The sequence below is a fragment of the Rhodococcus sp. NPDC056516 genome, from assembly GCF_042794655.1.
GTDB lineage: Bacteria > Actinomycetota > Actinomycetes > Mycobacteriales > Mycobacteriaceae > Rhodococcus_F.
This window is the reverse complement of record NZ_JBHTTG010000005.1, coordinates 424379-448735: the sequence shown is the minus strand read 5'-3', so window position 1 is coordinate 448735 and position 24357 is coordinate 424379. Positions and strand designations below refer to the sequence as shown.

The window sequence follows — 24357 nt, the reverse complement described above, 5'->3', positions numbered from 1 at the left end:
ACAGACCTCGTAGTGTGGAAACTCAGGGCCGCGCCTCGTGGTGTCGACGCCCATGCGTGCGTCGACGCTCCTTCATCTCGGATTCGAAGAGATGCGGCACTCCGCCCGCCAGTCGGTCGCGCACCACCTTCTCGCATTCGCGGAAGAAGGACCAGTAGTTCTCGTCGAACTCCTCGACCAGTTGGAAAGTCCAACGCCCCTCGACCACGTTCCGGCCCATCAACTCGTCCTCGACTTGATCCGCCAGTTCGTCGTTGCCGCTGGTGCGCAGATGCTCGACGACCTCGTCGAGCATCAAATCCGCGTGCCCGATCAGCTGATGGAAGTCGTACAGAGCGCCGCGCGCACGCTCCACGGTTTCGAGGGCATTCGACAGCACCCCCGCCGCCTTCACCGCATCATCCGTGACGCCTTCCGGTCGTATGTGTACGGGGATCTGCCTGTCCGAATGGGTGCCCATGAGGTCGCAGTACCCGAAGGCGCCACAAATGAAAGATGAGATTCGGTACGAGCGCACCACAGGTGATGTGTCTCACAATTCATCCTCTAGTTCAAGTAAAGAGGGTTAGTTCGCCGGGCGAAGGGTAATCGAAGGCCATGAACACCTCTGGGGTCGAGATGGTCGGCACGCATGGCCGCTACCGGTCCTTGCCTCGTTCTGCCGGAATACCGCCACATCTACCTACAGGAAGTCCCTTGATCCCTCTGTCGAGTTCGACCGAAGCCGAACTTACTCACGACTCCATTGCCTCGCTCCGCGTCCGAGCGTCGTACTCTCAACTTCCGACTCTGCGTGGAATCACCCGCACTGTCGCCAACAACACCGGATTGGATGTCGACGGGACAGCCGATCTTGCCCTGGCGATGGACGAAGTCGCGAGTATCCTCATCGGCCATGCGATACCGTCCAGCGACTTGACGTGCAGTTTCGAGACGTTCGGTCGCACACTTCGGACCGTCGTTTCAGTGATTGCGCACTCCGAGATTCCCGACAAGTCGCACAGCTTCGGATGGTTCGTTCTCGAGGCACTGGTCGACTCCGTCCGCTTGGAACAGTCGGAAATCGACGCGGACGGTCACATCACGCTGACGATGACGCTTGAAAAGGGCTTGCTCCAGGAGCGTGCGTGACCACTGTCCCACCGGACAAGAAGGACCAGTACGAACTAGCTGTCGAATTGTTCGTTTCGATGGCTTCGCTTCCGCCTGAAGATCCGACCCGAGAAAAGATCACCAACTCGATCATCGAATTGTGTCTGCCGCTCGCCACCCACGTAGCACGCCGCTACCAGGGGCGCGGCCAGCCTTTCGAGGACTTGGAACAAGTTGCGCGTGTCGGGTTGGTACAAGCCGTGCAGCGATTCGACGTGGAAAAGGGATCGGATTTCCTGTCGTTCGCCGTCCCGACCGTAATGGGTGAGGTACGCAAGCATTTTCGCGATCACGGCTGGTCCGTGCGCGTCCCGCGAAGCCTTCAAGAACGACACCTTGCCCTGAACCGGGCGCTGACGTCGCTGTCCCAGACGCTCGGGCGTGCTCCGACCGTCGCGGAACTCGCGAAAGAACTCGACATCGAGCCGGACGAGGTCGAACAGGGGCTGACGGCGGGCAACTCGTATCGGACCACACCGCTCGACACCGCGTCCGCCGGCGACGGGAGCGGACTGACTCTGATCGACACATTGGGTCAGTACGACGAAGCGATCAGTCAGATCGACAATCACGAAACATTGCGGCCCGCGCTCCTGGCATTACCGGAGCGCGAGCGCACCATCGTCGTTCTGAGATTCTTCGGTCATCTCACCCAGTCTCAGATTGCCGAGAAGGTCGGTCTTTCCCAGATGCATGTGTCCAGAATCCTCACGCAGACACTGAAACAGCTACGCACCGAGATGGGCGAAATCTTCTGACGGTACGTCTCGGCGATCAGATGTACTCCTGCGCAAGACGTTCCATCTCGTCTCGGTCGATGAGCCCGGGCTGACCGATGTCGAGGGCCTCGAGATACTTGTTGGCGAGGCGATAATCGTGACCCCACCTTCCGTGCTCCCCGTCCTGCTCGGTGCGCTGAACACTGGAACCGGGCGGAACCTCGTCCCGCAGACCGTTGGTCTCCGCTCCGATCAGCGTGTCGAGCTTGGTCGAGATGGCCGTAAGTGCATCGCGGTCGTTCATCTGAATCCCTTCGTCCGGTGACGCTGATCCCCCACCCTACCGAAGCGTATAGCCAAAAACATTGCACTGCTTGATGTTCGACTCCACACCTGGACCGATTTACACCCTCGAGCTACACTGAGCGGTACCGAGGTTGAGAATACAGCCGGGGTTGAAGCCACTGGCGCTCGGTTCGCATCAAGGCTCTGGATCAGGTGAGTACGTTCGCGCGTACCTGTCCTGCGCATATCCATTGAGCTTTAAAACTTTCCACGCCTGGACGCATTCACTTTCCGCGCCGCCAGATCGGTCGTCAGCCTTTCGATGAAAGCACACAGACCGGATCTGCCATGAATCTGAATGAACTCGACCACACTTCGATCGATTCCATCGATCCCTCAACACAATTGGGTCCGATCGTGGAAACACAAGGCTTCGCCGCCTGGCGGGTAGCACCCTCGACAGTCCTGATCCTGGTCGATGTCGACCTCGACAAACTCTCCGCCCCCGCACTGCAAGAGCTTCTCAGCACATACGCTGCGGAGTGGTCTCGCGTCATCCTCGACCTGTCGAATTCACTGTTCGTCGGTGCGGTATGCCTCGAACTGTTCGCCGAGCTGAACTCCCGTTCGCGAGCCCACGACTTCCAGTGGTCCGTCATCGGGTCGCACCCACTTCGACGCTTGCTTCGGGCAGCGCGGGCCGAAGAAGAATTTCCGGTTACGAACTCCGTCGAGGGAGCCATGCGCGCGCTCCGCGAAGCAGAGAAGTCGCTCGAAGCCTCCTGACGGCACGCCCGGCACCCACGTCGAGCGCCGAGCGCTGTGCGCTCGCAGCGACTAAGGTTCGTCGGGCTGTCCGACGAGCTGAGAGAGACCGAGAATGACAATCGCCAAGCGCCTCGATGCCTTGCAACAGAAGCATCCGGCACTGGGGTTCCCTATAGCGGTCCTCTACAAGTTCCTCGACGATCAAGGTGTTTATCTCGCCGCGCTGATCGCTTACTACGGCTTCGTCTCGCTGTTTCCGCTGCTTCTCTTGCTCTCCACGATTCTCGGCTTCGTGCTGTCGGACAACCCCGAACTTCAGCAACAGATCTTGGACTCGGCCTTGCATCAGTTCCCGGTCATCGGTGACGACCTGGGCAATGCGCAACAGATCGGCGGCGGCGTCACGGGTTTGGTGATCGGAATCGTCGGTGGTCTCTACGGTGGCCTCGGTGTCGCTCTGGCTTGCCAGAATGCGATGAACACGGTGTGGTCGGTGCCCCGAAACATGCGACCGGATCCCATCCGCGGGCGTCTTCAAGGGCTACTACTCCTCGGCACGATCGGTCTCGCGATCTTGGGGACCACCGCTGTCTCCAACATCGGCGGTGCGCTTCATCTGGGCGGTTCGTTCAGCTTCCTGCTGACCCTCGCGGTAGTCGTCTTGAATGCGGGCATCTTCATCGTCGCTTTCCGGCTCACCTGCGCCCGCCCGCTCTCGGTAGCCGATGTGGCACCTGGTGCGATCGCCGCTGCTGTTCTCTGGCAAGCACTTCAGTCCTTCGGTGCCCTCTACGTGACATCCGTGGTGCGGGGCGCCTCCACCACCAACGGCGTCTTTGCCATCGTTCTGGGTTTGCTGGCCTTCTTGTTCCTCGCTGCCGCCTCGATCGTCATGTGCGCGGAAATCAACGTCGTGCGAGTCGACAAACTCCATCCGCGGGCGTTGTTGGCTCCGTTCACCGACAACACCGAACTCATCGAAGGCGATCGACGTACCTTCGCCGATCAAGCAAAAGCACAACGCGCGGTTCCCCACGAGAACATCCACGTGACGTTCGACGGGCACACCAAACCCGACGAATCGGACTGATCTCGACCCCGATCGAGTTGGGTATTTGGTCCCGTCCTGAGTATCGGGGTGACATTCTGCGCCGCGAATCCAGATTTAACACAGGTGTTGTCATTTCGCGCTGTATCGAAGCGACGAATACATCACAGCAGGTAAACGCGCATAGTTGAACAATCACCTGCTTCCGACGCGGCCCCGGAACGGGACAAACCCGTCAATTACTGCAACTCGCCATGCATGTAATTGGAGACAGAAAAAGAAGAGCATGGCAGGATCAGGTGTGAGACCGGACTCTCGATGGGAGGGCTCGGCTCGATGGATCCAGGAGAATTTGGTTATGGCTCAGGGCAGTGTCAAGTGGTTCAACGGTGAAAAGGGCTTCGGATTCATCGAGCAGGAAGGTGGCGGACCGGATGTGTTCGTTCACTACTCGGAGATCCAGGGCAGCGGCTACAAGTCCCTCGACGAGGGCCAGAAGGTCGAGTTCGAGATCGGACAGGGCCAGAAGGGCCCCCAGGCTCAGAACGTTCGCGCCATCTGAGTTCGATCCCAGTCTGAATTCAGACTGAAAAGGCTGGACGCTGCACCGCACGGTGCCGGCATCCAGCCTTTTCTTGGTTTCTGGGTCCCCTGGGTTTCCGGGTCTCCTTGGTTTTCAGGTCCGGCGCGTGCCGAGTTCGGTACCGGTTAACTCGCTCGCGCCCGCTTCTTCTTGTGGGAGCTGTCGCAGAACGGCGCAATGGCGGTCCGTCCACATCGGCACAAAGCGACCGTAGAGCGCTTGTTCTCTATCGGAGTGCCGTCGTCGCGGAGCAACTCGAAGTCACCACGCACCAGCAGCGGTCCGTCCGAGCAGGCGGTTATGGTGGTGTTGCACCCGGAACCATCCGGTGTTTCGGCAGATGACGATTCGGGAAACGCGGTCATATGTCCTCTTCACTTCTCGATTCGGCCACTGGCGTGCCTACTTCCATGCCTGTTCCGCAGGCTCGCGGCCCACTGAGCGCCACTCTCGTTTCCATTCTGCTCTCCTCCGCCGATCCGAGGGAGCTGAAGGCGGCCGCTGACGCGTACGAAGACGCACGCTCCACCGACCACACCTACGACATTCTTCGAGACGACGACGCCCAGTTGACGCTGACGCTCCTCTACGAGCTTCATCTGCAGGGAATAGAAAACATCTCGGACGAGTGGGAGTGGAATCCGGACCTGCTCGCGGTGCGGTCTCGTCTCGAAACGCACTTCGAGTCCGCCATCGCGCAACTCGTGGGGACTGTGCCGTCGTCTGGCGACGTGGTGGCCGACCTGTGGGCGATGACGGCGCCCAGTGCCGGACCCGGTCTTGCGTCCTACATGGCGAAGGACGCCACGGTCGATCAGTTCGCGGAGGTGCTGATTCACCGTTCACTCAATCAGCTCCGCGAAGCGGATGTGCACACCCTTGGAATTTCTCGGCTCTCCGGCGCCGTCAAGGCAGCCCTCGTCGAAGTGCAGAGCGACGAGTACGGAGGCGGCCGCGCAGAGCGCATGCATTCGCGTCTGTTTGCCGACACGATGCGGGCCGTCGGCCTTTCGGACCGCTACGGTCACTACATCGATGCCGTTCCCGCCGTGACCTTGGCGTCGTTGAATGCTCTCTCGCTCTTCGGTTTTCATCGCCGACATCTCGGCACCCTGGTCGGGCACCTGTGCGCCGTCGAGACCACGTCGGCGCTGCCGAGCAAGCGTTACAGCGCCGGCCTGCGCCGACTCGGATTCGGTTCGCACGCGACCCTGTTCTACGACGAGCACGTCGAAGCGGATTCCGTCCACGAACAGATTGCCGTTCGCGAACTTGCCGGCGGCCTTGCTTCTTCGCAGCCACACCGCGCCGGCGACATCTTGTTCGGCGCCGCAGCTTGCCTCGCGTTCGACGATCTTCTCGGCGAACACCTCACATCGAGTTGGGAGAAGGGTGAGACTTCGTTGCGCGAATGATCACGAGTTGTTCGATTTCCTGACCGGTGGTGATCAACCCCCGCGCCTCGAGCATCGTGCGTCTCTCACGCATCACTGGCCCGAACGGAATGTACTTCCGGGCCGAAATCTCCACGGCCATACCGTGTTCCTCGAGTATCGCCTCGGTCTTGTCGACCCCGCACAGTACCGACTGTAGGAGAAGAAGTGTGCCGCCGGGGACGAGTACGTCGTGAACGGTGGCCGCGATCCTGTCGATGAGGGCGCGTCCGTCCTTGCCTGCGTCCCAAGCTCGTTCGATTCCAGTGGTAGGGAGGTCATCTGCAAGTGCAGGGACGTACGGAGGGTTGGAGATCACCAGATCGAAGTGTTCGCCGTGCACGGCCTCGGTGAGATCGCCACGACGGGAATCGATCAAGGTGCCGTTGAGGATTCCGTTGAGACGAGCATTGGCGCACGCTCGGCGAGATATGTCGACCGCGACGACGTGGCCTGCACCTGCCGTAGATGCCGCGACGGCGAGGGCGCCGGTCCCGGTGCACAAATCCAGCACGCGACTGCGAGCAGTGAGGTGCTCGAACAGCAGTGCATCCGCGAGTAACGACGTGTCATGTTGCGGTGGATACACACCGGGTAAACGCAGGATCATCATCGGCTCCTCTTTTTCAGGCGACATCGCGCATCGCTGCGTGCGGCTACCCCGGAACCCCGAATTTCATGCAATATTGGAGCATCGGCAGCCTGGAACGGTTACATCGCCGCAGTTTGCGGAGTAGACCTGAGTCATGACAGGCAATGCGGACACTCCACAAGGGGCCGCGGCGTTTGCTTCCGCAGCAGATTCACTCGACACTCTCGCCGAAGCGATTGCCGGACTCCGGTCCAATCTGAACACGGACGAGCACCTCGACTCCATGCTCCAACGTCTGGCCGAGACGGCGGTCAAGGCACTGCCGGACGCCGACGCAGTCAGCGTGACCGTGTTGTCGGCCGATGGCCCGCGAACTGCTGCATCTACCGCGGACTATCTCTCCGCGATCGACCACGCCCAGCACTCCGCCGATCGTGGACCGTGTGTGGACGCCGCACGCTCAGTCTCGTCGGTCCGGGCAAAGGTGGGTGATCACGAAGCCGAATGGCCGGAATTCACCGTCGAGGCCCGCAAACAAGGCGTCCGGTCCTATCTGTCCGTGCCGATCACCATGGGCGAGGGGAGCGCCGAACTTCTCGGCGCTTTCAACGTCTACGGATTCGCATCGACCGAGTTCAAGGCCTTCGACGAAGAGTTGATGAAATTGTTCACCGCCGGTGCGGGCGCGGCGATCGCGGATTCACGACGCTGGCGTCAGGCACACGAGCACATCGAACAATTGCACTGCGCCATGGAGTCTCGGGCCGAGATCGAGCAGGCCAAGGGCGTCCTGATCGCCGTCCACGGTATCGACGCCGAGGAAGCATTCAGTCGACTCGTGCAGCAATCACAGCACACCAACGTCAAACTCCACGACGTTGCACGGATGCTCATCGATTCGGTGCGCCACCGCAGGTTCTGAAGATTCTTCGGTCGCAAAACCCCGTTTTGCACCCGAAGACACAGTCGCAAAACCCCGTTTTGCACCCGAAGACACAGTCGCAAAACCCCATTTTGTACCCCGAAGGTTCAGCTCCCAAACGTATCCAGAGATGTTTCACCGAAACAGGTTTCGACCTGCGCGACTGCTGGCGGTCGAGCGGCGGCACTCGTCTGAAATGTGGTTATCTGTTGAGAACCGGGACGAAAGAAAACCCGACCGTACCAGGGTGAGGAAAGGATCGTCGCTGTGCCAATCGACCAGGTTCTTGTCGTAGTTCCCGCCCACAACGAAGCCGAAGACCTTCCCAATTGCCTTCGTGCACTCGCAACAGCGGCGTCGGCTTGCGTTGTCCCCGTCCGAGTTGTCGCCGTCCTCGACAACTGTTCGGACGGAACCGCGGGGGTCATCCCCGAAGGCGTGGATGTGCTCCGCGTCGAGCACCAGAACGTCGGGCGCTCACGAGCGACCGGCTTCTCCGAGTTCGGCCGAGATTTGGGTCCTTCAGCGTGGTTCACCACCACCGATGCCGATTCGGTGGTCGGACCCACCTGGATTGCGCGCCAATTGGAATATGCGCGTACCGCGGACGTGGTTGCGGGAACCGTTCGCATCGCAGATTGGGAGGGCCAGCCGCAGTCCGTCCGCGAGCGATACGAACGTATGTACCACGCACATCCATATGGTCGACACGGTCACATCCACGGCGCCAACCTCGGTGTTCGCGCTGACATGTACTGGAGCGTCGGAGGATTCTCCGATCTCGAGGAGGACGAGGACGTCGATCTCGTCCGACGATTGAGCGCGGCGGGCGCGTGTATCGCGTGGGCAGAAGACATTGCGGTCACCACGTCTGCGCGCCTCGACGGCCGAACGCCGGGCGGCTTTGCCGGACATATCCGTAACCTGGGTGGTACGACCGCCGATAACGAAGAAGCGGAGCTGGCACGATGAAACGACTACACACACTCTTGGATGCAGGCGGACTGTATTTGCCACTGCCCGGCGGCGGCGCAACGGCCGCACGGTGGACCTCCCTCGCAGAGCTCACACGGGAGAACGTGGTTCTCGGCCGGATGGCTGAGGCTCACACCGACGCCGTCGCGATACTCACCGAACTCGACGGACCCGATCCCGAACCGGGACAGCTGTGGGGCGTGTGGGCAGCCGAGCCACCCACACCGGTGGTGAATGCGTCTGAGCACGTGGGGATCTGGACACTCACCGGTCGCAAGTTGTGGTGTTCTGGCGCCAACACCTGCACGCATGCACTGATCACCGCCTTAGTCGAGGGAGTCCCCTCTCTCTTCGCGGTTGAACTCGGACTACCTGGAGTGCATCCGGTTCCCGATTCGTGGAAGGCCGTCGGTATGGCCGAAAGCGACTCCAGTGCAGTCGACTTCGACATGGTTCCGGCCATACCGGTCGGAACGGCAGGCGACTACCTGAGCCGGCCTGGGTTCTGGCACGGGGCGATAGGCGTGGCTGCATGCTGGTACGGCGGCGCCTGCGGAGTCGCAGATCCGTTGTACGACAAGGCCGCAAGCACCGAAGATCCGTACGTCCTCGCACATCTCGGCGCAGTCGACGCAGCGTTGGCCGCGGCGCGCAACGCTCTCGCAGTCGCGGCAGCGGAGATCGACGCAGATCCCGCTGACCAGAATGCCGAAGCCATGCAACGGGCCCTACGCGTTCGCGCAATCGTGGAGCGTGCCGCGACGGAAACCCTCGATCGGGTCGGACGCGCTCTCGGAGCCGCACCGCTCTGCATGGACGCCGAACATGCCGCGCGGGTAGCCGACCTCACCGTCTACTTGCGGCAGAGCCACGCCGAGAAGGATCTCGCCGAACTCGGCCGGATCGCGGCCAAGGGGAAACGGCCGTGGTGAACTCGAAACTGTTCGCGCAGAAGCCTGTCGACGACGGCGGCACCCCCGAATCGACGTGGAGGGAGTGGGGACGTAGTTTTCCGGAACTGGATCTCACCGGGTGCTCACGATTGATCGTCGTCGCTCCCCATCCCGACGACGAAGTACTGGGGCTGGGTGGAACCGCCCTTCTGGCAGCACTTTCCGGAATCGAGGTTCAAGTGGTGTCCGTCACCGACGGCGGAGCTTCACATCCCGACTCACCGACTGTGTCTCAGCCCGAGATGGAACGACTTCGACGGTCCGAGTCGGATCAGGCAGCGCGTGTACTCGGAATTCCTACGCCCGTTCGACTGAGTATCCCGGACGGGAGGATCGGCGAGAACCGGCAGGAGTTAACCGACCGCCTCAGCTCGATTCTCGGTGATTCATCGGCGGAAACCTGGTGCGCATCGACGTGGCGTGGGGACGGCCATCCGGACCATGAATCCACCGGGGACGCAGCTGCGAAGGCTTGCGAGGACACGGGATCACGGTTGATCGAGTATCCCATCTGGGCTTGGCATTGGGCCGCGCCGGATCATGCGGCAGTCCCGTGGGAACGAGTCAGAAGAGTGACCTTGCCGTCTGATGTTCAGGCCGCAAAATCTGCTGCTGCCCAAGAGTTCACATCACAGATCGCACCGCTCTCCGATCACCCTGCGGATGCACCCATACTCCCCCGACACGTGATGGAACGCTTACTGCGCCCGTACGAAACGGTGTTCGTATGACCGATCGTGAACTTCCCGCGGATTACTTCGCCAAGATGTATGCCGCACAATCTGATCCATGGGATTTCGAATCCCGTTGGTACGAGCAGCGAAAATACGCGCTCAGTGTCGCGATGCTCCCGAAACCCCGATACCGTCGTGCATTCGAACCTGGGTGCTCGATCGGGGTTCTCACCGAGAAATTGGCCGAGCGCTGCGACAGCGTTCTCGCGACCGACATCGTCCCGGCCGCACTCGACGGTGCTCGTGCGCGGCTTGCCGGTCGCGACGCCGAATTCCGCCTCTGGGCTTTGGGCGACGACTGGCCCGGCGAGACCTTCGACCTCGTCGTCATCAGCGAGGTCGGCTACTACCTGACCTTCGACAAACTCGTTGAGGCAATGCTGCAGGTCGTCGAGCATCTCGAGCCTGGCGGCACTCTGCTGTGCGCCCACTGGCGTCACGTCGTACCGGAGTATCCGCAGAACGGTGACGCCGTTCATTCGGCTGTGCGCCAGACGCCGGGGTTGGCACAGTTCGCGTCGTACCAGGACGAGGACGTGCTGATCGACGTCTTCGTGAAGGGTCCGCCGTCACCACCGTCGGTGGCTCGTTCCGAAGGTCTGATCTAGCCGACCGGCGTACGAGGGGTTGCGTTCGCGTCGTCGTTCGCGGCCCCTCGCGCCAGGGCAATGGTCGCCGCAGCCATGGCCGCGAGCGCGAGGACGAGCACGGCGGCGACCTTTCGATCCGCATCGAGATATTCACCGAGCACCACGAATCCGAGCAGCGACGCCACGACCGGTTCCATGATCGTGGTGGCCGGCAGCGAAGCCTGGAGGTCCCCCGCCTGAAAAGCCGACTGCTGCAAAGACGTCGCGACGGCGGCAACGACGATCAGTGCGTAGAGCTCGAAAGACGTCAGGATCGCGTGCGGTCCGAGGTTCACGAGATGAACGACGCCCTTGGTCAATACCGCTGCTACGCCGAAGAGCGTTCCGCCGGCAAGACCGAGTAGGAGGGCGCGGGCGGAGCCTGTTCGACGATGTGCCCCGAACAGGCAGAGCGCGATGAACGGCAATCCGATCGCGGAGATCACGATCCAGTGGTGTGTTTCGGCTCGGGGCTCACCCGGCCGCGGATCTCCCACAATCACCAAGACTGCAACAGATGTGGTGAGTGCCGCGGCCCACAACCACTCGCGAGCGCTGATACGGCGTCCACTGAACCGGGCGCCCAACGGCAGTGCGAACAGCAGTGAGAGCACGAGGAGCGGTTGAACGAGGAGCAACGATCCGAGGCCGAGGGCCGACGCTTGCAGCGCATATCCTGCGATTCCGACCACGGTGCCGAGCCACCAGACCGGGCTGTGGACGAGCGTCGTGATGGGTCCGAGTGCCCCGATCGAATCGTCCGGAACAACAGCGGCCGTGCGCTGGCGCACAACGGTGCCAACGGCGATGCAGAGCGCCGCACCGATGGCGAAGATCGCGGCAAGCAGAGTGTGGGACACGCTTTCACTTTTGCACAGCACCCCCACCTGTGCGCGGTTGAGGAGTGTGGGGACTCCTCAACCGCGCACAGGGGTCAGTCTCGCTTCTCCAGCGCGAGGTCCGTATCCGAATGCAGTTCACCGACTTCGGTCTTGAGGATCCGCATCGACCGACCGAGGCCGCGGGCGGCGTCGGGCAGCTTCTTCGAACCGAACAGCACTACGAGTACTACTGCGACGATCGCCCAGTGGGTTGGGCTGAGCGCGCCCATCAGGCGGGTTCCTTGCCCTCGGGGTACACCGCGTCGACCTCTACCTCGACGAGCCAACCGGCCACCGGCAGTCCCGCAACCTCCAGGGCGAAGCGGGTCGGCCGGGCGCTGTTGCGCTCGATCGGGGCGATCGGTTCGGCAGTGCCCATCGGCACCAACTCCGTGTCGCCCGTGTCGAGATTGGTATTGGCGAAGAACTGGCGGTACGCGCGATTCCATCCGGTGTAGTCGGCCTTGTCCGACCCCGGTGCGTTGTCGAGGAAGACGCGCATCGTGACGACGTCCTCGAGACTCAACCCCTGGGCTTCGAGATTGTCGCGGATCTTCTTGAGGACGTTGATGCCCTGAGCCTCGGTGACGGTCACCCCGGTGGGCAGAACTCCGCCAGAGAACTGGCCGTCGATGTACGACTCGGGGGATCCTTCCGGCGCCGCCTTGTTGCCTGCCGAGGGGCCGATGCCACTGGTCTTGTAGATCGCGGTGTCGCCGCCGATTGCGACGCCCTGAGCGATCATCGGGTTGGCCTGCCCCGCTTCGATGACCGACTTGGAGACAAACGAACTCGATGTGGTCTCGGCGTCCGCTTCATCGGATGAACAGGCTGTGGCGGTGCCCAGCAGCGCGGTGGCGGCAAATGCGGCCGCAAGGATCTTGGTGCTGCGAGATTTCATGATCTGACCTCCAGAGAAAGGGATGGAAAACAAAGCACGTCAGGCGGTTTGCGCAACACGCTGATGAAGATGAGTGACGACGTCCTGCGCGGACGTGAAGGCCCCGTGCTGCCAGGCGATGGCGTTGGAGAGGTGATCGCCGGCGAAGTAGATCCGGTCGACGGGATCGAGAAGCTTGGTGTACTCGGGAGTTGCCATGCCGCCGTGGGAATCTCCCGCGCCGGCCCACGATGCCCAGGCGGATTCCGAATACTTGGTGCGCCGCCAGCTTCCGGAGAAGGACGATGAGATGTCGCGAATGTATTTGTCGCCGTGAATCTCTGCGCCTTCGGCGATGGCCTTGGCGAGCCGTTGACGGTGGGTCAGCGATTCGAAAGCCTGTTGACGCTTACCCGAGCTGTAGTACGCGACGACGACGCCGCGGTCGGAGTTGTAGTGGTCATAGGGGAACATGATCTGGGAGATATCGCGGTCGGTATTGGAGGCACCGCCGTAGATGCGGTCCTCGGTCTCCCACCACCGACGCGAGTACTCGATACCGAGCTTGCCCGACGACGACGGCTTGGCGGCATCCAACGCGAGCAGGATGTCTGAGGGCAGGTTGTTGTTCAGCCGCTTGATCAAGTGCGGTGGGATCGTGCAGATCGCGTAGTCGGCGGTGATCGACTTGGCTTTGCCGTCGACGACGTAATCGACCGTGACGCCTTCCGGGACGTTTTTCATCCCGCTGACCTCGGCGCCGAACTCGATGTTGTCCATGCCGATCGCGTCCTGGAACTTGTAGTAGATCCGGTCCATGCCGCCCACGGGGGTCATCATCGTCATGGCCTGGTCGTAACCGAACTCGAAGGAGAATGCGCGCCCGATGCCGCCCTGGATCACATCGCTCATCCCGAAGGGTTCGATCTCGGTTCCGAAGTTGAGGCCGGCCCCCGGTTCTGCAGAGTGCCCGCGACGCGAGGAACCGACGTAGCGGCCGTCGCTGGAGAGATCACCGAAGTCGGTGAGGAACGACGAGAGCGCCTCCTTGTCTTCCTTGCTCAGAACCTGGTCGAGGGCACCCTGATTGGTGGCCTTCTGCAGTAGCTCGGACATGTATCCGTATGTGTCGGCTTTGGCTGCTCGGTAGGTGATCGACTGATTCGCGAGCGGCTTGTTGCCGGAGTAGTTGACGAAGGTGTTCGCATTCTGATTTCCGAACATCTGCAATTCGACGCCCAGTTCGCGGCAGTAGTCGATGGTGTTGTGATTCTGCGGAATACGCGTCGCACCGAGGTTGTAGAAGTGCCCCTCCGAGAACGTACAGGTCTGTGTCTCGCCGTTCAGGTCGGTTTCTTCGGTGCCGTTGCGGATCGACCACACCCGACCACCCGGGCGGTTGCGCGCTTCGAGGACAGTGACCTTGTATCCGGCCTTCTGCAGTTCGTAGGCCGAGCACAGCCCGGCGGGTCCGCCGCCGAGGATCACGACAGAGTGATTTCCCTTGACCTTTCCGATCAGGTCACCCGCGGCGGGTGCCTGGAATCGTCTCGGCGTCGACGCCACTGCCGGCGCCAGGCCGATGGACGACATAGCACCGAGTGCCAGGCCCGCGCCGCCGGTGATTCCCAGGCTGCGCATGAAAGATCTACGTGTGTATGGCATTCGAGCTCCCCAGTGTGCTCCCGGTGACCCGGGTGGTTGGTGTTGAACACAGACTTCAGGAGCGTTGGGTCCGGAACTTGACGCGCAGGAAACAGTCGGTGGGGACCGAGTGAGAAACGTGCGAGCGTTCGCATCTTGCTCTCTCACCCGAGTGCGATCAGCGGAAGCATGTCCGCAATATCGGCGTTACAGAACCGGACTAGCGTGACGCGACATGTCCGCTCTCACCGAAGCCATCGCGCGGTCGTTCACCACGCGCGAGAAGCAGCCCCCGGCGCGATCGCCGCTGCGCGCGTTGGGCCGTCGGCAACTCTCCGGTGCCGAGGTGCTGGCCCAGTCGGTGGCGACCACTGCTCCCGCTGTGTCGATGGTCGTTCTGCCCGTCACCATGCTGACGCACGGCCGGTTGTTGAGCGGGATGATCACCATCATCGCCGCCACCGTGCTGGTGACGCTCATAGCTTTCTGTGTTTCGCAGTTCACCCGCCGAATGGCGGCGTCGGGCGGACTGCACAGCTTCGTATTTCGTGGCCTCGGCACCCGGGCAGCATTGACCACCGGCATCGCCATGCTGGTCAAATACGTCGGCAGCGCGGTCATGACGCTCTATCACGGCGGGCAGGCGGCAATCGCGTTGCTCGGCTTCGCGGGTGTGCACGTGGACAAGACTTTTCACGTCATCGCGATCTATCTGGGGATAGCCTTGCTGATTCTCGGTGCCCTCGTGCGAAGTGTCAGATTCGCCGCGCTCGCGATCCTCGTCGTCGAAAGCTGTTCCCTTCTGTTCATCGTCGGGCTCATGATCCTGGGCGGTTCCGGAAGTCAACAAGCGCAGATCGTTCCGCCCACCTCCGGCCACGGACTACTGCTCACCGCTCTGGCTGCCGTGTTTGCTCTCGCCGGATTCGAGAGCGCGGCCTTCTTCGGCCCCGAGGCCCGTCGTCCGCTGGTAACCGTCACCCGCACAGTCCTGCTCACTCCGATCATCTGTGGATCGCTCTTCATCTTCGCCGGCTGGGCCGCTTGGTCCGGGCGCAGTGACACCCTCGTCAACGCCTATCTCCACGGAACGGCGACGGGAGTGAGCCCCGGTGTCGTGATCGCCCTCAACGTCGGTCTGGGTTGCTCGTGGCTGGCGTCGTCGATGGCGTCGTCCAATGCTGCGTCACGCCTGGTCTATTCGTTCGGTGTCGAGCGCTTACTCCCCCGCCGGTTCGCCTCGGTTCACAGTGCCTTCCGCACGCCCTACTTCGCATTGACCGCCGTGGTCTGCACTGTCCTGCTGGGCGGCGGAACCTTTGCCGTACTCGGGCGAGGAGAAATCTTCGACGACGTTCGACTGACTGTTCGCGGCGCCGTCATCGTGGCCTATGCACTGGTGGCGATCGCTTCCGTTGTCTTCCTGACACGGATCGGTGAGCACACCCCCGGCGTTCTCGCGGCCGCGTCGTGTGGAAGTGGCGCCGGCGCGGTAGTTCTCGGATACCTGGTTTACGCCAACACGATCGACCACGCGTACGTGGCACCGATCGCCGTACTGGTCATCTTGACCTCGGGCACGCTCTGGCAGTTCTACCTGCGACGCCGAAGCCCCAAAAGCCTGCTGCACGTCGGAGCCTTCGACAGTCCCGAAACCGAGGACGTACTACCAGGAGCTGGGGTGTTCGCCACCGACGCAGCCGGAAACATCGTGCTGGTGGGCGAGCCGACTGCCGGCGTCCGCTGATGGTGGGTCGACCACGCGACCTCGGCGGGCACGAACCCCGAGCCGTTCAGCGCGCCCTTGCCCTGCTCGAAGCGGCGGCCCGGCTCGGATCGGGTGCCACCGCCAAAGACATTGCCGCTCTGGCCGATATTCCACCCGCCACTGCATACCGGTTACTCAACATTCTTGTCGCCGACGGCTACCTGGTCCGGATCGCCGATCTCTCCGGATTCGCACTAGGTCGACGCACCCGCGAATTAGCCGGAGCTGCCGCCGAACCCACACCTGTCGACAATTCGGTGCTCCTCGAAGAACTCCGCGAGCAGCTGCGGTTCGGCGTCTATCTCGCGTCGTTTGCAGAAAACAGAATTCGGCTCGTCGATCGCGATCCCGACCACGAACTCAGCGGTGAACGGACACTGGTCACCGCCGTTCACGCGTCGGCTATCGGAAAGCTGCTCCTCGCCAACCGTCCCGAGTTGGCCGAGACCCCACTGCGAAAGGTCACCGCTCACACCATCACCGACGGCGACGCGTTGGAACTCGAGCTCTCGCGGATCCGGCGCGGTGAGCCCGCCCGTGAGGTGGACGAGATTCGTGTCGGACGCTCCGCCGTCGCCGTCCCGATCCACGACGCGGAAAGGTGTGTCGTCGGCGCCTTGGCTGCGATAGGTCCGACCGGCAGACTTTCCGTGGACGACGCAGAACTTGTGGCGCTCTTGCGGGAGTACGCGGAACGCATCGTTGCACCGACGATGTCGAAGGCAAGCTGAATTCAGAGGCCGAAGACACGTTTGGCGAAGCCGAGATGCTCGTCCGCCCACCCGATGACGCCGAGTGTGGAATCGAGATTCTGTGGCGGAGTGCGCACCAAGGTGTCGCGTCTGACGAGACGGTCGAAATCGACCTGAGCACGGTCGAACTGGACTCCGGCCGTGACCATGATGTTCGCCAGTTCTTGCGCCATCACCCCGTACGCGACTGTCGTGGGATGAACGCCGTCGAGCGAGAAGAGTCCGCCCGAAGCGCGGCCACCGTGACCGTCGGCGGAGAGGAACAGCGAGTCCGGCACGGGTTGCAGGTCGGTCAGCGCTTTGGGGAGGGGGTACGGCGTCCACCATGACGGCCGCGCATTGACGTCGGTGACGTAGCGCCGTGAGGCCACGCGCTCGAGCAACCCGGCAATATCGCAGAGGTACCAGTCCTTCCCTACCCGACGGGCGTTCGCGACGGCCTGCTCGATTCCGTCGTTGTACATGTCGATTGCGGTGTCGACGGCCCATGCCTGCGCGCCGGTGATGTGTTGATCGCGTTGTGGGTCGAAGTCGGTATCGCGCACCCACGGTCTCGCGTAATACGGGAAATAGCGGGATCCGATTTCGATCTTCCCACCGAGCCCGTGGGCGATCGGTGCGATGGTCACGTGTGGGACGGTGCAGAGGATGACATGCTGCGCGTTGATCTTTCGAATCGCAGCGAGTACCCCGGCATACTCCGACGCGAAGTGCTCGGGTTGCCACACCGTGTAGTCGCGCTTGCCGTCCGGATCACGGAAGTTGTTGCCGCTCCACTCGACTCGGAGTTCGGTGACGGTGCGGAGCGCGTTGTTGGCACCGAGGAAGATGATCAGAGTTTCGATGCCTTCCTTACCCAACTCCGCTGCTGCGTCGAACGCGGTCATTCGTTTCTCGGCGTCGGAGCCTCGCGGCAGAACTCGCAGTGCGGCGCGCTCACCGTTGTTCTCGACGATCTGGCTGATCAAATCGTCGTGCGGCTGGTGAAGAGCGTCCTCACAGTCCTGCGCCGTCTTGGTCAGAGCGTCACGAAGATCCCACCCGTACACCGAGAGGTTGTGGTTGATTGCCGAGAACGTCGGCGCTTCGCTGCCCGGTCCGCGTTCCCAGTAGTCCTCCACCTGGTCCATGAACGCACGCGCAGCGAAGAGTGCGAGCGGAACCTCCCAGAGGTCGAGCCGTGGGCCGAAGCGCTCCTCGAGGGTGCGGAGCAACAGTTCGATGTTGAGCGGAAGCCCGCCCGGGCCGCCGTAACGGGGAAAGCGGAACTCGTCGAGCCGGCCCAGCTGGTGAGCAATGATCGCCGGATACGACAGATCGGTATTGAAGATCGCCCCGCTCTGGAATCCCTGCGACAGCGAATCGCCGATGACCACCAACCGGTGGGGAGCATCTCCGCCAGGTGGAACTACCGGAATCCCCACTGTGGGATCGAACTGCGGAACCCTTGGTCCGCCGGCGGCCGCGGCCACGACGTCGTCGGGAGTATCGGATGGAAGTTCCATGCCCACTCACGTCCGGAAAAGTCCAGCTGGTCAGCTGATCAGTGGTGGCTTACGCCGATCGGCATTGTCCTGCTCCGATTGCTTCTCGATCGACCTGACAACCTCGTCGGCCCACTGTTGATTTCGCCCGTCGAATTCTGCGCGGTCCCGACGCGCGATACCCCGCCCCACCAGGATGGCAATCGGAATGGAACACACGACCCATACGAGTAGTACGCCACCGACAATCCACCACATAACCAGTAATTGTGCCCGATTCGACGACTGTTGTGCTCCAGGTCGAAACATCTGTCCGAATCGTGGCGGTCAATCCAGGTGAGCGCGCAGGTCAGAAACGATCTGCGTCGACGGTTTCACGGACTTTGCGAACCTGATTCCATCCCCGGACGGCGATGCCGAAGGCAACAAGCGACATCAGATCCGAGACCGTCAGACCGTGTTCTCTGTTCAACGACCACAAGACCTGACCTTCCAGCGGTCCATTGAAGAACAGCCAGGCCACCCCTGCACAGGCGGTCGCAACGACACTGACTTTCGACGGCTTCATCAAACACACGGTGCTGGTCACGAACAACAAGTTCATGAAAACCAGACCGTAGAAAAGTCCGATCATGCGACTCCCCCCGAAGTTCGTTCGTTCAGCTGCGGTTGAAGTTCAGGTACGCCTTCGACGGTGTCGGGCCGCGCTGGCCCTGGTACTTGGATCCGGCCTCGGAGCTTCCGTACGGGAACTCTGCGGCGCTCGAGAGCTTGAGCAGGCAGAGCTGTCCGATCTTCATTCCCGGCCAGAGCGTGATCGGCAGGTTTGCGACATTGGACAGCTCCAGTGTGATGTGGCCGCTGAATCCCGGGTCGATGAAACCGGCGGTCGAGTGCGTCAGCAGGCCGAGGCGCCCGAGGCTCGACTTACCTTCGAGGCGACCGGCGAGGTCGTTCGGCAGTGAGCACACTTCGAGAGTCGAACCGAGAACGAACTCGCCGGGATGAAGCACAAACGGCTCGCCCTCTGCCGGTTCGACCAGGCTGGTCAACTCGTCCTGGCGAAGTGCCGGGTCGATGTGCGTGTACCGCGTGTTGTTGAAGACCCGAAACAGACCGTCCAGGCGCACGTCGACGCTCGACGGTTGCACCATGGAATCGTCGAAAGGGTCGATACCCAGACGTCCAACGGAGATTTCGGCACGGATGTCACGATCGGAGAGCAGCACAGGTAGAGGCTACCGGTTCTGCGAGCAGTGCCGACCCATCGCCGGCGGCGATCACGTTGCGGTGACGAAGCGCGATGGGTGAGTTCGGGACTCCCCCGCAGTGCCTCTGCCCCACATACCTCGAGCTGTCCATGCCGAAAGGCTTTCCCGCGCAGAACTTGTGGACAAACCATCCACCAATCGCGCCGACTTCGACACACGCCATCTGATCAATGACGGCCGGGGACACGCTGTGTGTAAGCTCGTCTGATAATGTTCGGAACGCAGGTTGGTCGGCGGTGAAAACACGCCCGGTCGGCTGCGACGCCGATGTAGTTCAATGGTAGAACATCAGCTTCCCAAGCTGAATACGCGGGTTCGATTCCCGTCATCGGCTCCACAGGGTTCTCGCCCATCAAGCACTGTTGAGTTCACCTATTTGATCCGTAGTTCCTTCCGATAGGCGATTTCTGGTTGATCAGCCGTCGTAAGGCCGGTTTCGACGGATCTTCTCCGAGCACTTCGAACTCTCGAACACGTGTACATACAAACGAGGTGCCCACAGCGTTGCGCCTCAGATGATCTCGCGATTCCAGGTCGTGACCGCCCAGATCACGAAAACATTGAGCGCGATGATTATCGTCGCCCACCACGGGTAGTAGGGCAACCACAAGAAATTGACGAGAACCGACACACCGCAGATCACCAAAGCGCCCACCCGGGACCAAATCGACCCCGTGAACAAACTGGCGCCGACCACCGCGACGACGACACCTAGTACAAGATGGATCCACCCCCACGCAGTGAGATTGAATTGGTAGGAGTAATCGGGACCTACGACGAACACTTCGTCCTTCGCTATCGCGGAGACACCTTGTAAGAACTCGAGCACGCCGACAGTGACGAGAAGTACCGCACCGCCCATCGTCGCTCCCTTTGCCACACTTTGCTGGACCAGAATTTTCTCGGACATAGCCGCCCCTCGAGGTCTCACGTGCGAATCGGTCGGGTGCCCCTGCCCTAGGGTCACGACGGCTGGATACCCGCTGCTCGGTCCTCAATCGCGGGGCGCGAAGTCGACAGCCTCACGCGGCCCTCGACCACGGCGATGCCGGGTCGTTCACAGGCGCTCCGCACGTTCGCTCTGATACCGCAGGCATCCACGGGCGAGCGCAGATTGGGACTCGTCGCGAGGTGGAACTCTGCGGGGAGAGTGTCTTAACTACGGAGGCAGCTAATCCGTCATGACTGAGGAACCGACAACCGACAGCACCGCCGAGCAGGCATCCGGTCCGCCACGCCTGCTCGCCCTCCTGCTCGCGATGGCGATGTTCGTTCTCGTCGTCGACACATCACTGATGAATGTCTCGATCTCCTCCGTCGTCCGCGACCTCGACACGACAGTGAGCGGCGTCCAGGCGGCGATCGCACTCGAAGCACTGGTATCCGCGGCATTCATTCTGATCGGAGGCAAAGTCGGCGATCTCATCGGGCGCAAACGGGCCTATGTGCTGGGCCTCCTGGGCTACGCCATCGGTGCCTCGGCAATGGCGTTTGCGCAGTCCTTGACCGCAATCGTCATCTTCTGGGCAGTGCTCGGTGGGATCGGCGCCTCCCTCCTGCTGCCCGCAATGCAATCCCTCATCCACGGCAACTTCGAAGGAGCAGAGCAGAAGAAGGTCTACGCCTTGGTCGGTGCAGCGGCAGCGATTGCCGCCGCCGTCGGACCGCTACTCGGAGGATTCATCACCACCTATCTCTCGTGGCGCGTCGGTTTCGTGCTCGAGGTCGTCGTCATCGCGGTCGTCCTCTCCGGCATCAAGCTGGTCCGCGATGTGCCGTACACGGGCCCTACCGGCATCGATCTGGTGGGTGCGGTCCTGTCCGTTCTGGGTATGGGCGGGATCGTGTTGGGAATCCTGGTCTGGCAGGAAGGCGGTGAAGCCGTTGGTGCGCTCCTGGCGATCGGGGCGATTGCACTGGCAGGGTTGGCGTACTGGCTCGTGCGGCGCAAACGTCGAGGAAGGCCGACACTGCTGGATCCGGAATTGTTCCGCTCCAAGATCTTCCGGCTGGGCATCTCCGGACAGATGCTCCAACAAATAGCCCTGGGTGGCACGATGATCGCGCTGCCGATCTACCTGCAAATGGTGCTCGAGTACAACGCCATGCAAGCAGGTTTGTCTCTCGCGCCCCTCTCCCTGAGTATGTTCGCAGTGGCATTACTTGCGGCGAAGAAGGCGGGTGATCGGCGCCCGAGCAAAATCATCAGGTGGGGATTCGTACTGCTCACGATCGGAATCGTGGCGTTGATCCCGATCGTGCCACGGGCGGAGTTCGGCTGGGGTCTGATAATCCCCCTGCTGATCGCGGGATCAGGGTTGGGATTGTTGGTCTCTCAGCTCAACAACTACACACTTGCCCCGATCGAGGAGCAGCGGATCAGCGAAGCTGCCGGCGTCAATTCCGCGGCCGGGTCCTTCGGATTGTCATTCGGGTTGGCATTCGCCGGCGCCATCATGTTGGCGACACTCTCGATCACTTTCACCACCATGGCGCAATCGAGCATCGTGCTCCCCCAGGCAGAGCAGCAGCAAGTGGCGCAAGTACTCGAAGACGATGCCGAAGTCATGAGCAACACCCAGCTCGAACAACTACTCGTCAACCAGCCTCCGGAAATTCAGAACGAAATCATCCGTATCAACACCGACACAAGACCTCTCGCGCTTCAGGTCGCGCTTCTCATTCCCCTCCTCGCCGGCCTCGTCGGGGTGTTCAATTCGTTTCGGATGATCCGGATCCCGGAAACCCCGTCAACGGCTTCCGGCGACGAGCCGGACACTCACTGACACTCCGACGACGCCACGCACCACCACGATTGAGAAGCCATTTCGACCTGAAAACATCGGCAACAGAGTTGTGGCGGTCTCGACGAGATCCTCGACACCGAGCGCCATAGCAATCTTTGCGCATAACACGCTGGCGCAATTCGGGGTTCGGGCCCGCGCGGCGATGTTATCGGTGAGCGATCTGCCTCCGCGGCGACCGAGTTCTCTGGCAAGGTTGTAATCCTATGACCGTGCGCTCGCGGTGCAGATCGCTATGACATTTTCAGATGACGGTCAACACTCTGCGACTCGCAGCCACTTTCCATCTGTAAGAATCTCGCCCCAACCCATCCGTGGACACCGATGGCTGTGGAACGGCCCGATTCTCGTAATCGCCGCTATCGTCGCGCACCTGACCGGAACCGACTGGAGCGCCTGGACCGGCGGTGAAATCGTTGCGTTGCTGGCACTCGGCGTGTGTGTCGGCCTCGCCGAAGAACTCATCACCCGAGGCCAAATCAACGAAAAGCAACCCTCAACCGCCCCGGCCTGACCAAAACCAACAGATCAACACACCAGAACAAGGTCGGAGCCGCCGACGCCACGTATCGACGGCTCCAACCTTGTTCGCGGAGAGCCTATTTCATTGAGTCGGCCTAGCGATTCGCATGAAAAGTCGAGCCCGAGATGATCTCGTCGAACTCATGCTCCCTGAACGCCAATCGTGCGAGTTTCGGTGTGCACAGTGACCATCGCAATACGAACGATTCCCAACTAGGGGCCGCGCGGGATCCATCGTAACGAAGTGCTGTCGCAGCACACGGACCGCACTCATCCAATAGCCTGATTCGGATCGGGCAAATGGGATGCTCGATCCGTCGCCACGATCGGAGATTCTGCAGATGAATGTCGTGTCCTCGCCCCTGGTACAGGAAGCCGCTACCGCGCGGAGGCGCCCCAACCTCGTTGTCGTCTGGATCGTCGCGCTCGTTGCGATCATCGGCGGCCAAAGTATCGGCGCGGTAATTGCCGAAGCGATCACCGGTCACGGGAAAGACGGAAGTGTGCCCGCGCAATGGAACGAGGTAATCACCAATGGTTTCACGCTGATCGTTCTCGCCCTGTGGGTCGTGTTGTACGAGCGACGGTCGGTCTTCTCGGTCGGCCTGCGTGACCGCCGGGGCGTGCAAAGGTTCATCGCCGGTCTCGTCGCGGGCTTCGTACTCTTCGGTGTCGCGCTGTTGTTGATGGTGCTGTTTGCTGACTACGACGCCAACGCGACGGAAAGTCACGTCACCACAGGGTCGGCGGCCGTGTGGATCGTGCTGTCGCTGATCCCGGTCTGGATCGTTCAGGCTTCGACCGAGGAAATCGTTGTCCGCGGCTACCTGCTGCAATGGCACGGGTTGACGCTGACGAACGGGTGGGTCGCGGTGATCTTGCCGTCGGTCCTCTTCGCTGTCGTCCACATCGACTTCCATCCCCTCGTCCTGATCAACATCTTCCTGTTCGGTCTCTTATTCTCGTTCCTGTCCCTCACTCAGGGGTCGATCTGGTTCGCTGACGGACTTCACATGGCATGGAACATGGCCCAGAGCAACATCTTCGGCATATCCGGTGACTCCAGTGCTCGCGATGTCACCATCTTCACCTTCGGCGCGGATTCCGGCGCATCCGTAGTCTTGACCGGAGGCGATTACGGAGTGGAAGGCAGCGTGCTGACGACGCTCATCCTTGTCATCGCTGTCGCGGCCTCCTACCGCTACTACCGCACCGTCGAAGCCACACGCGCACCAGCGATTGCAGACGGAACCATCACCGAAACCACCTCGACCAACTGACAACCGATAGCGTGGTTACTACAGCATCCGCGGCCTGGAACAGCATCGAACAGTGCGGAGATTCAGACGCGTCAACGGATTTCTCCGGCATCGCTTCTTCGAATCGCAGACCCCCACCACGAACACTCGCTGCGGTCGTTTAGCGGAGTGCAGGTCAGGAAACACCTCCGCAGCAGGGCAGACGTACGGGGCGACGGGTGAGTTGCTCAGTCCTCAGGCCCCGGACCGTGCCAACACTCTCCAACATATTTGCTGGGCGAAAAGTGCACTGAACAGTG

The 24357-nt window shown here is 61.6% G+C and carries 29 protein-coding genes and 1 tRNA gene; 17 read left to right on the top strand and 13 right to left on the bottom strand.

Translation table 11 applies throughout. The features are described 5' to 3' along the window. Positions 1–22 precede the first annotated feature (22 nt). Positions 23–460 (bottom strand): hypothetical protein, encoded by a 438-nt coding sequence (locus ACFQ6Y_RS17945; protein WP_378535893.1) that lies wholly within the window; start codon positions 458–460, stop codon positions 23–25. Positions 461–696: 236 nt separating this feature from the next. Between ACFQ6Y_RS17945 and ACFQ6Y_RS17940 the strand changes: the two genes are divergently transcribed. Both ACFQ6Y_RS17940 and ACFQ6Y_RS17935 read left to right on the top strand, forming a co-directional pair. After that, a complete protein-coding gene (locus ACFQ6Y_RS17940; RefSeq protein ID WP_378635377.1) occupies positions 697–1131 on the top strand; it encodes an ATP-binding protein in 435 nt (144 codons plus the stop codon). Continuing rightward, positions 1128–1910: a SigB/SigF/SigG family RNA polymerase sigma factor gene (locus ACFQ6Y_RS17935; protein WP_378535889.1), complete on the top strand. Its 783-nt coding sequence runs from the start codon at positions 1128–1130 to the stop codon at positions 1908–1910. Before ACFQ6Y_RS17940 ends, ACFQ6Y_RS17935 begins: the two co-directional genes overlap by 4 nt. Positions 1911–1926: 16 nt before the next feature. On the opposite strand, the gene ACFQ6Y_RS17930 is transcribed toward ACFQ6Y_RS17935, so the two are convergent. Further along, positions 1927–2175, bottom strand: coding sequence for a hypothetical protein (locus ACFQ6Y_RS17930; protein WP_030535920.1), 249 nt, complete (start codon positions 2173–2175; stop codon positions 1927–1929). Between the two features lie 329 nt (positions 2176–2504). Here ACFQ6Y_RS17930 and ACFQ6Y_RS17925 point away from each other — a divergent pair, with 329 nt between their 5' ends. The 3 genes from ACFQ6Y_RS17925 (at position 2505) to ACFQ6Y_RS17915 (ending at position 4534) form a co-directional block, all read left to right on the top strand. Beyond that, positions 2505–2942: an STAS domain-containing protein gene (locus ACFQ6Y_RS17925; RefSeq protein WP_378635372.1), complete on the top strand. Its 438-nt coding sequence runs from the start codon at positions 2505–2507 to the stop codon at positions 2940–2942. A gap of 94 nt (positions 2943–3036) precedes the next feature. Then, positions 3037–4014, top strand: coding sequence for a YihY/virulence factor BrkB family protein (locus ACFQ6Y_RS17920; protein ID WP_378535884.1), 978 nt, complete (start codon positions 3037–3039; stop codon positions 4012–4014). A gap of 316 nt (positions 4015–4330) precedes the next feature. Beyond that, on the top strand, positions 4331–4534 hold the full coding sequence (locus ACFQ6Y_RS17915) for a cold-shock protein (RefSeq protein ID WP_003943666.1): 204 nt from the start codon (positions 4331–4333) through the stop codon (positions 4532–4534). Positions 4535–4680: 146 nt separating this feature from the next. Here ACFQ6Y_RS17915 and ACFQ6Y_RS17910 read toward each other — a convergent pair whose 3' ends face one another. Beyond that, positions 4681–4920 carry a CDGSH iron-sulfur domain-containing protein gene (locus tag ACFQ6Y_RS17910; protein ID WP_378535882.1) on the bottom strand — a complete coding sequence of 80 codons (240 nt, stop codon included), beginning with the start codon at positions 4918–4920 and terminating at the stop codon, positions 4681–4683. Here ACFQ6Y_RS17910 and ACFQ6Y_RS17905 point away from each other — a divergent pair, their 5' ends adjacent. Then, positions 4921–5970, top strand: a complete 1050-nt coding sequence (locus ACFQ6Y_RS17905) for an iron-containing redox enzyme family protein (protein WP_378635368.1) — start codon at positions 4921–4923, stop codon at positions 5968–5970. Here ACFQ6Y_RS17905 and ACFQ6Y_RS17900 read toward each other — a convergent pair. Then, a complete protein-coding gene (locus tag ACFQ6Y_RS17900; protein WP_378548572.1) occupies positions 5927–6598 on the bottom strand; it encodes a HemK2/MTQ2 family protein methyltransferase in 672 nt (223 codons plus the stop codon). The two genes, ACFQ6Y_RS17905 and ACFQ6Y_RS17900, sit on opposite strands and share 44 nt — an antisense overlap. Positions 6599–6734: 136 nt before the next feature. On the opposite strand from ACFQ6Y_RS17900, the gene ACFQ6Y_RS17895 reads away from it, so the two are divergent. The 5 genes from ACFQ6Y_RS17895 to ACFQ6Y_RS17875 all read left to right on the top strand — a co-directional run bounded on the left by ACFQ6Y_RS17895 (position 6735) and on the right by ACFQ6Y_RS17875 (position 10772). Next, the gene (locus ACFQ6Y_RS17895) at positions 6735–7502 is read left to right on the top strand and encodes an ANTAR domain-containing protein (RefSeq protein ID WP_378535876.1); all 768 of its coding nucleotides are present in this window, start codon (positions 6735–6737) and stop codon (positions 7500–7502) included. A gap of 267 nt (positions 7503–7769) precedes the next feature. Next, positions 7770–8474 (top strand): glycosyltransferase, encoded by a 705-nt coding sequence (locus ACFQ6Y_RS17890; RefSeq protein ID WP_378535874.1) that lies wholly within the window; start codon positions 7770–7772, stop codon positions 8472–8474. Next, positions 8471–9409 carry an acyl-CoA dehydrogenase gene (locus tag ACFQ6Y_RS17885; protein ID WP_378535872.1) on the top strand — a complete coding sequence of 313 codons (939 nt, stop codon included), beginning with the start codon at positions 8471–8473 and terminating at the stop codon, positions 9407–9409. Before ACFQ6Y_RS17890 ends, ACFQ6Y_RS17885 begins: the two co-directional genes overlap by 4 nt. Continuing rightward, on the top strand, positions 9403–10161 hold the full coding sequence (locus ACFQ6Y_RS17880; protein ID WP_378635364.1) for a PIG-L deacetylase family protein: 759 nt from the start codon (positions 9403–9405) through the stop codon (positions 10159–10161). Before ACFQ6Y_RS17885 ends, ACFQ6Y_RS17880 begins: the two co-directional genes overlap by 7 nt. Next, positions 10158–10772, top strand: coding sequence for a class I SAM-dependent DNA methyltransferase (locus tag ACFQ6Y_RS17875; RefSeq protein WP_378535868.1), 615 nt, complete (start codon positions 10158–10160; stop codon positions 10770–10772). Before ACFQ6Y_RS17880 ends, ACFQ6Y_RS17875 begins: the two co-directional genes overlap by 4 nt. Here the strand turns inward: ACFQ6Y_RS17875 and ACFQ6Y_RS17870 are convergent. The 4 genes from ACFQ6Y_RS17870 to ACFQ6Y_RS17855 form a co-directional block, all read right to left on the bottom strand. Then, the gene (locus ACFQ6Y_RS17870) at positions 10769–11653 is read right to left on the bottom strand and encodes a DMT family transporter (RefSeq protein ID WP_378635359.1); all 885 of its coding nucleotides are present in this window, start codon (positions 11651–11653) and stop codon (positions 10769–10771) included. The genes ACFQ6Y_RS17875 and ACFQ6Y_RS17870 overlap by 4 nt on opposite strands. A 74-nt stretch (positions 11654–11727) precedes the next feature. Then, on the bottom strand, positions 11728–11904 hold the full coding sequence (gene tatA, locus ACFQ6Y_RS17865; RefSeq protein ID WP_019747480.1) for a Sec-independent protein translocase subunit TatA: 177 nt from the start codon (positions 11902–11904) through the stop codon (positions 11728–11730). Beyond that, complete coding sequence (locus tag ACFQ6Y_RS17860; protein ID WP_378635355.1) at positions 11904–12575, bottom strand: Rid family hydrolase; 672 nt, start codon at positions 12573–12575, stop codon at positions 11904–11906. The genes tatA and ACFQ6Y_RS17860 overlap by 1 nt, the downstream gene beginning before the upstream one ends. Before the next feature lie 39 nt (positions 12576–12614). After that, positions 12615–14195 (bottom strand): flavin monoamine oxidase family protein, encoded by a 1581-nt coding sequence (locus ACFQ6Y_RS17855; protein WP_378635705.1) that lies wholly within the window; start codon positions 14193–14195, stop codon positions 12615–12617. A gap of 238 nt (positions 14196–14433) precedes the next feature. On the opposite strand from ACFQ6Y_RS17855, the gene ACFQ6Y_RS17850 reads away from it, so the two are divergent. Continuing rightward, entirely contained in the window at positions 14434–15945 is a 1512-nt protein-coding gene (locus tag ACFQ6Y_RS17850) for an APC family permease (RefSeq protein WP_378635350.1), read from the top strand. After that, complete coding sequence (locus ACFQ6Y_RS17845; protein WP_378448649.1) at positions 15945–16697, top strand: IclR family transcriptional regulator; 753 nt, start codon at positions 15945–15947, stop codon at positions 16695–16697. The genes ACFQ6Y_RS17850 and ACFQ6Y_RS17845 overlap by 1 nt, the downstream gene beginning before the upstream one ends. Positions 16698–16699: 2 nt before the next feature. Here the strand turns inward: ACFQ6Y_RS17845 and ACFQ6Y_RS17840 are convergent, their stop codons facing one another. The 4 genes from ACFQ6Y_RS17840 to dcd form a co-directional block, all read right to left on the bottom strand. After that, positions 16700–18223: a hypothetical protein gene (locus tag ACFQ6Y_RS17840; RefSeq protein ID WP_378635346.1), complete on the bottom strand. Its 1524-nt coding sequence runs from the start codon at positions 18221–18223 to the stop codon at positions 16700–16702. Between the two features lie 30 nt (positions 18224–18253). After that, entirely contained in the window at positions 18254–18460 is a 207-nt protein-coding gene (locus ACFQ6Y_RS17835; protein WP_007726530.1) for a hypothetical protein, read from the bottom strand. 91 nt (positions 18461–18551) lie between these two features. Continuing rightward, on the bottom strand, positions 18552–18836 hold the full coding sequence (locus ACFQ6Y_RS17830; RefSeq protein ID WP_378535855.1) for a hypothetical protein: 285 nt from the start codon (positions 18834–18836) through the stop codon (positions 18552–18554). A gap of 25 nt (positions 18837–18861) precedes the next feature. Further along, positions 18862–19431: a dCTP deaminase gene (gene dcd / locus ACFQ6Y_RS17825; RefSeq protein WP_019747488.1), complete on the bottom strand. Its 570-nt coding sequence runs from the start codon at positions 19429–19431 to the stop codon at positions 18862–18864. Positions 19432–19736: 305 nt separating this feature from the next. Between dcd and ACFQ6Y_RS17820 the strand changes: the two genes are divergently transcribed. Further along, positions 19737–19810 (top strand) — tRNA-Gly (locus ACFQ6Y_RS17820). Between the two features lie 174 nt (positions 19811–19984). Here ACFQ6Y_RS17820 and ACFQ6Y_RS17815 read toward each other — a convergent pair. Continuing rightward, positions 19985–20383 carry a hypothetical protein gene (locus ACFQ6Y_RS17815; RefSeq protein ID WP_378548257.1) on the bottom strand — a complete coding sequence of 133 codons (399 nt, stop codon included), beginning with the start codon at positions 20381–20383 and terminating at the stop codon, positions 19985–19987. Positions 20384–20654: 271 nt separating this feature from the next. On the opposite strand from ACFQ6Y_RS17815, the gene ACFQ6Y_RS17810 reads away from it, so the two are divergent. The 3 genes from ACFQ6Y_RS17810 (at position 20655) to ACFQ6Y_RS17800 (ending at position 24079) form a co-directional block, all read left to right on the top strand. Next, entirely contained in the window at positions 20655–22259 is a 1605-nt protein-coding gene (locus ACFQ6Y_RS17810) for an MFS transporter (protein ID WP_378635341.1), read from the top strand. 253 nt (positions 22260–22512) lie between these two features. Next, the gene (locus ACFQ6Y_RS17805) at positions 22513–22791 is read left to right on the top strand and encodes a hypothetical protein (protein ID WP_378635337.1); all 279 of its coding nucleotides are present in this window, start codon (positions 22513–22515) and stop codon (positions 22789–22791) included. Between the two features lie 349 nt (positions 22792–23140). Then, positions 23141–24079: a CPBP family intramembrane glutamic endopeptidase gene (locus ACFQ6Y_RS17800; protein ID WP_378635332.1), complete on the top strand. Its 939-nt coding sequence runs from the start codon at positions 23141–23143 to the stop codon at positions 24077–24079. Positions 24080–24357: the final 278 nt, after the last annotated feature.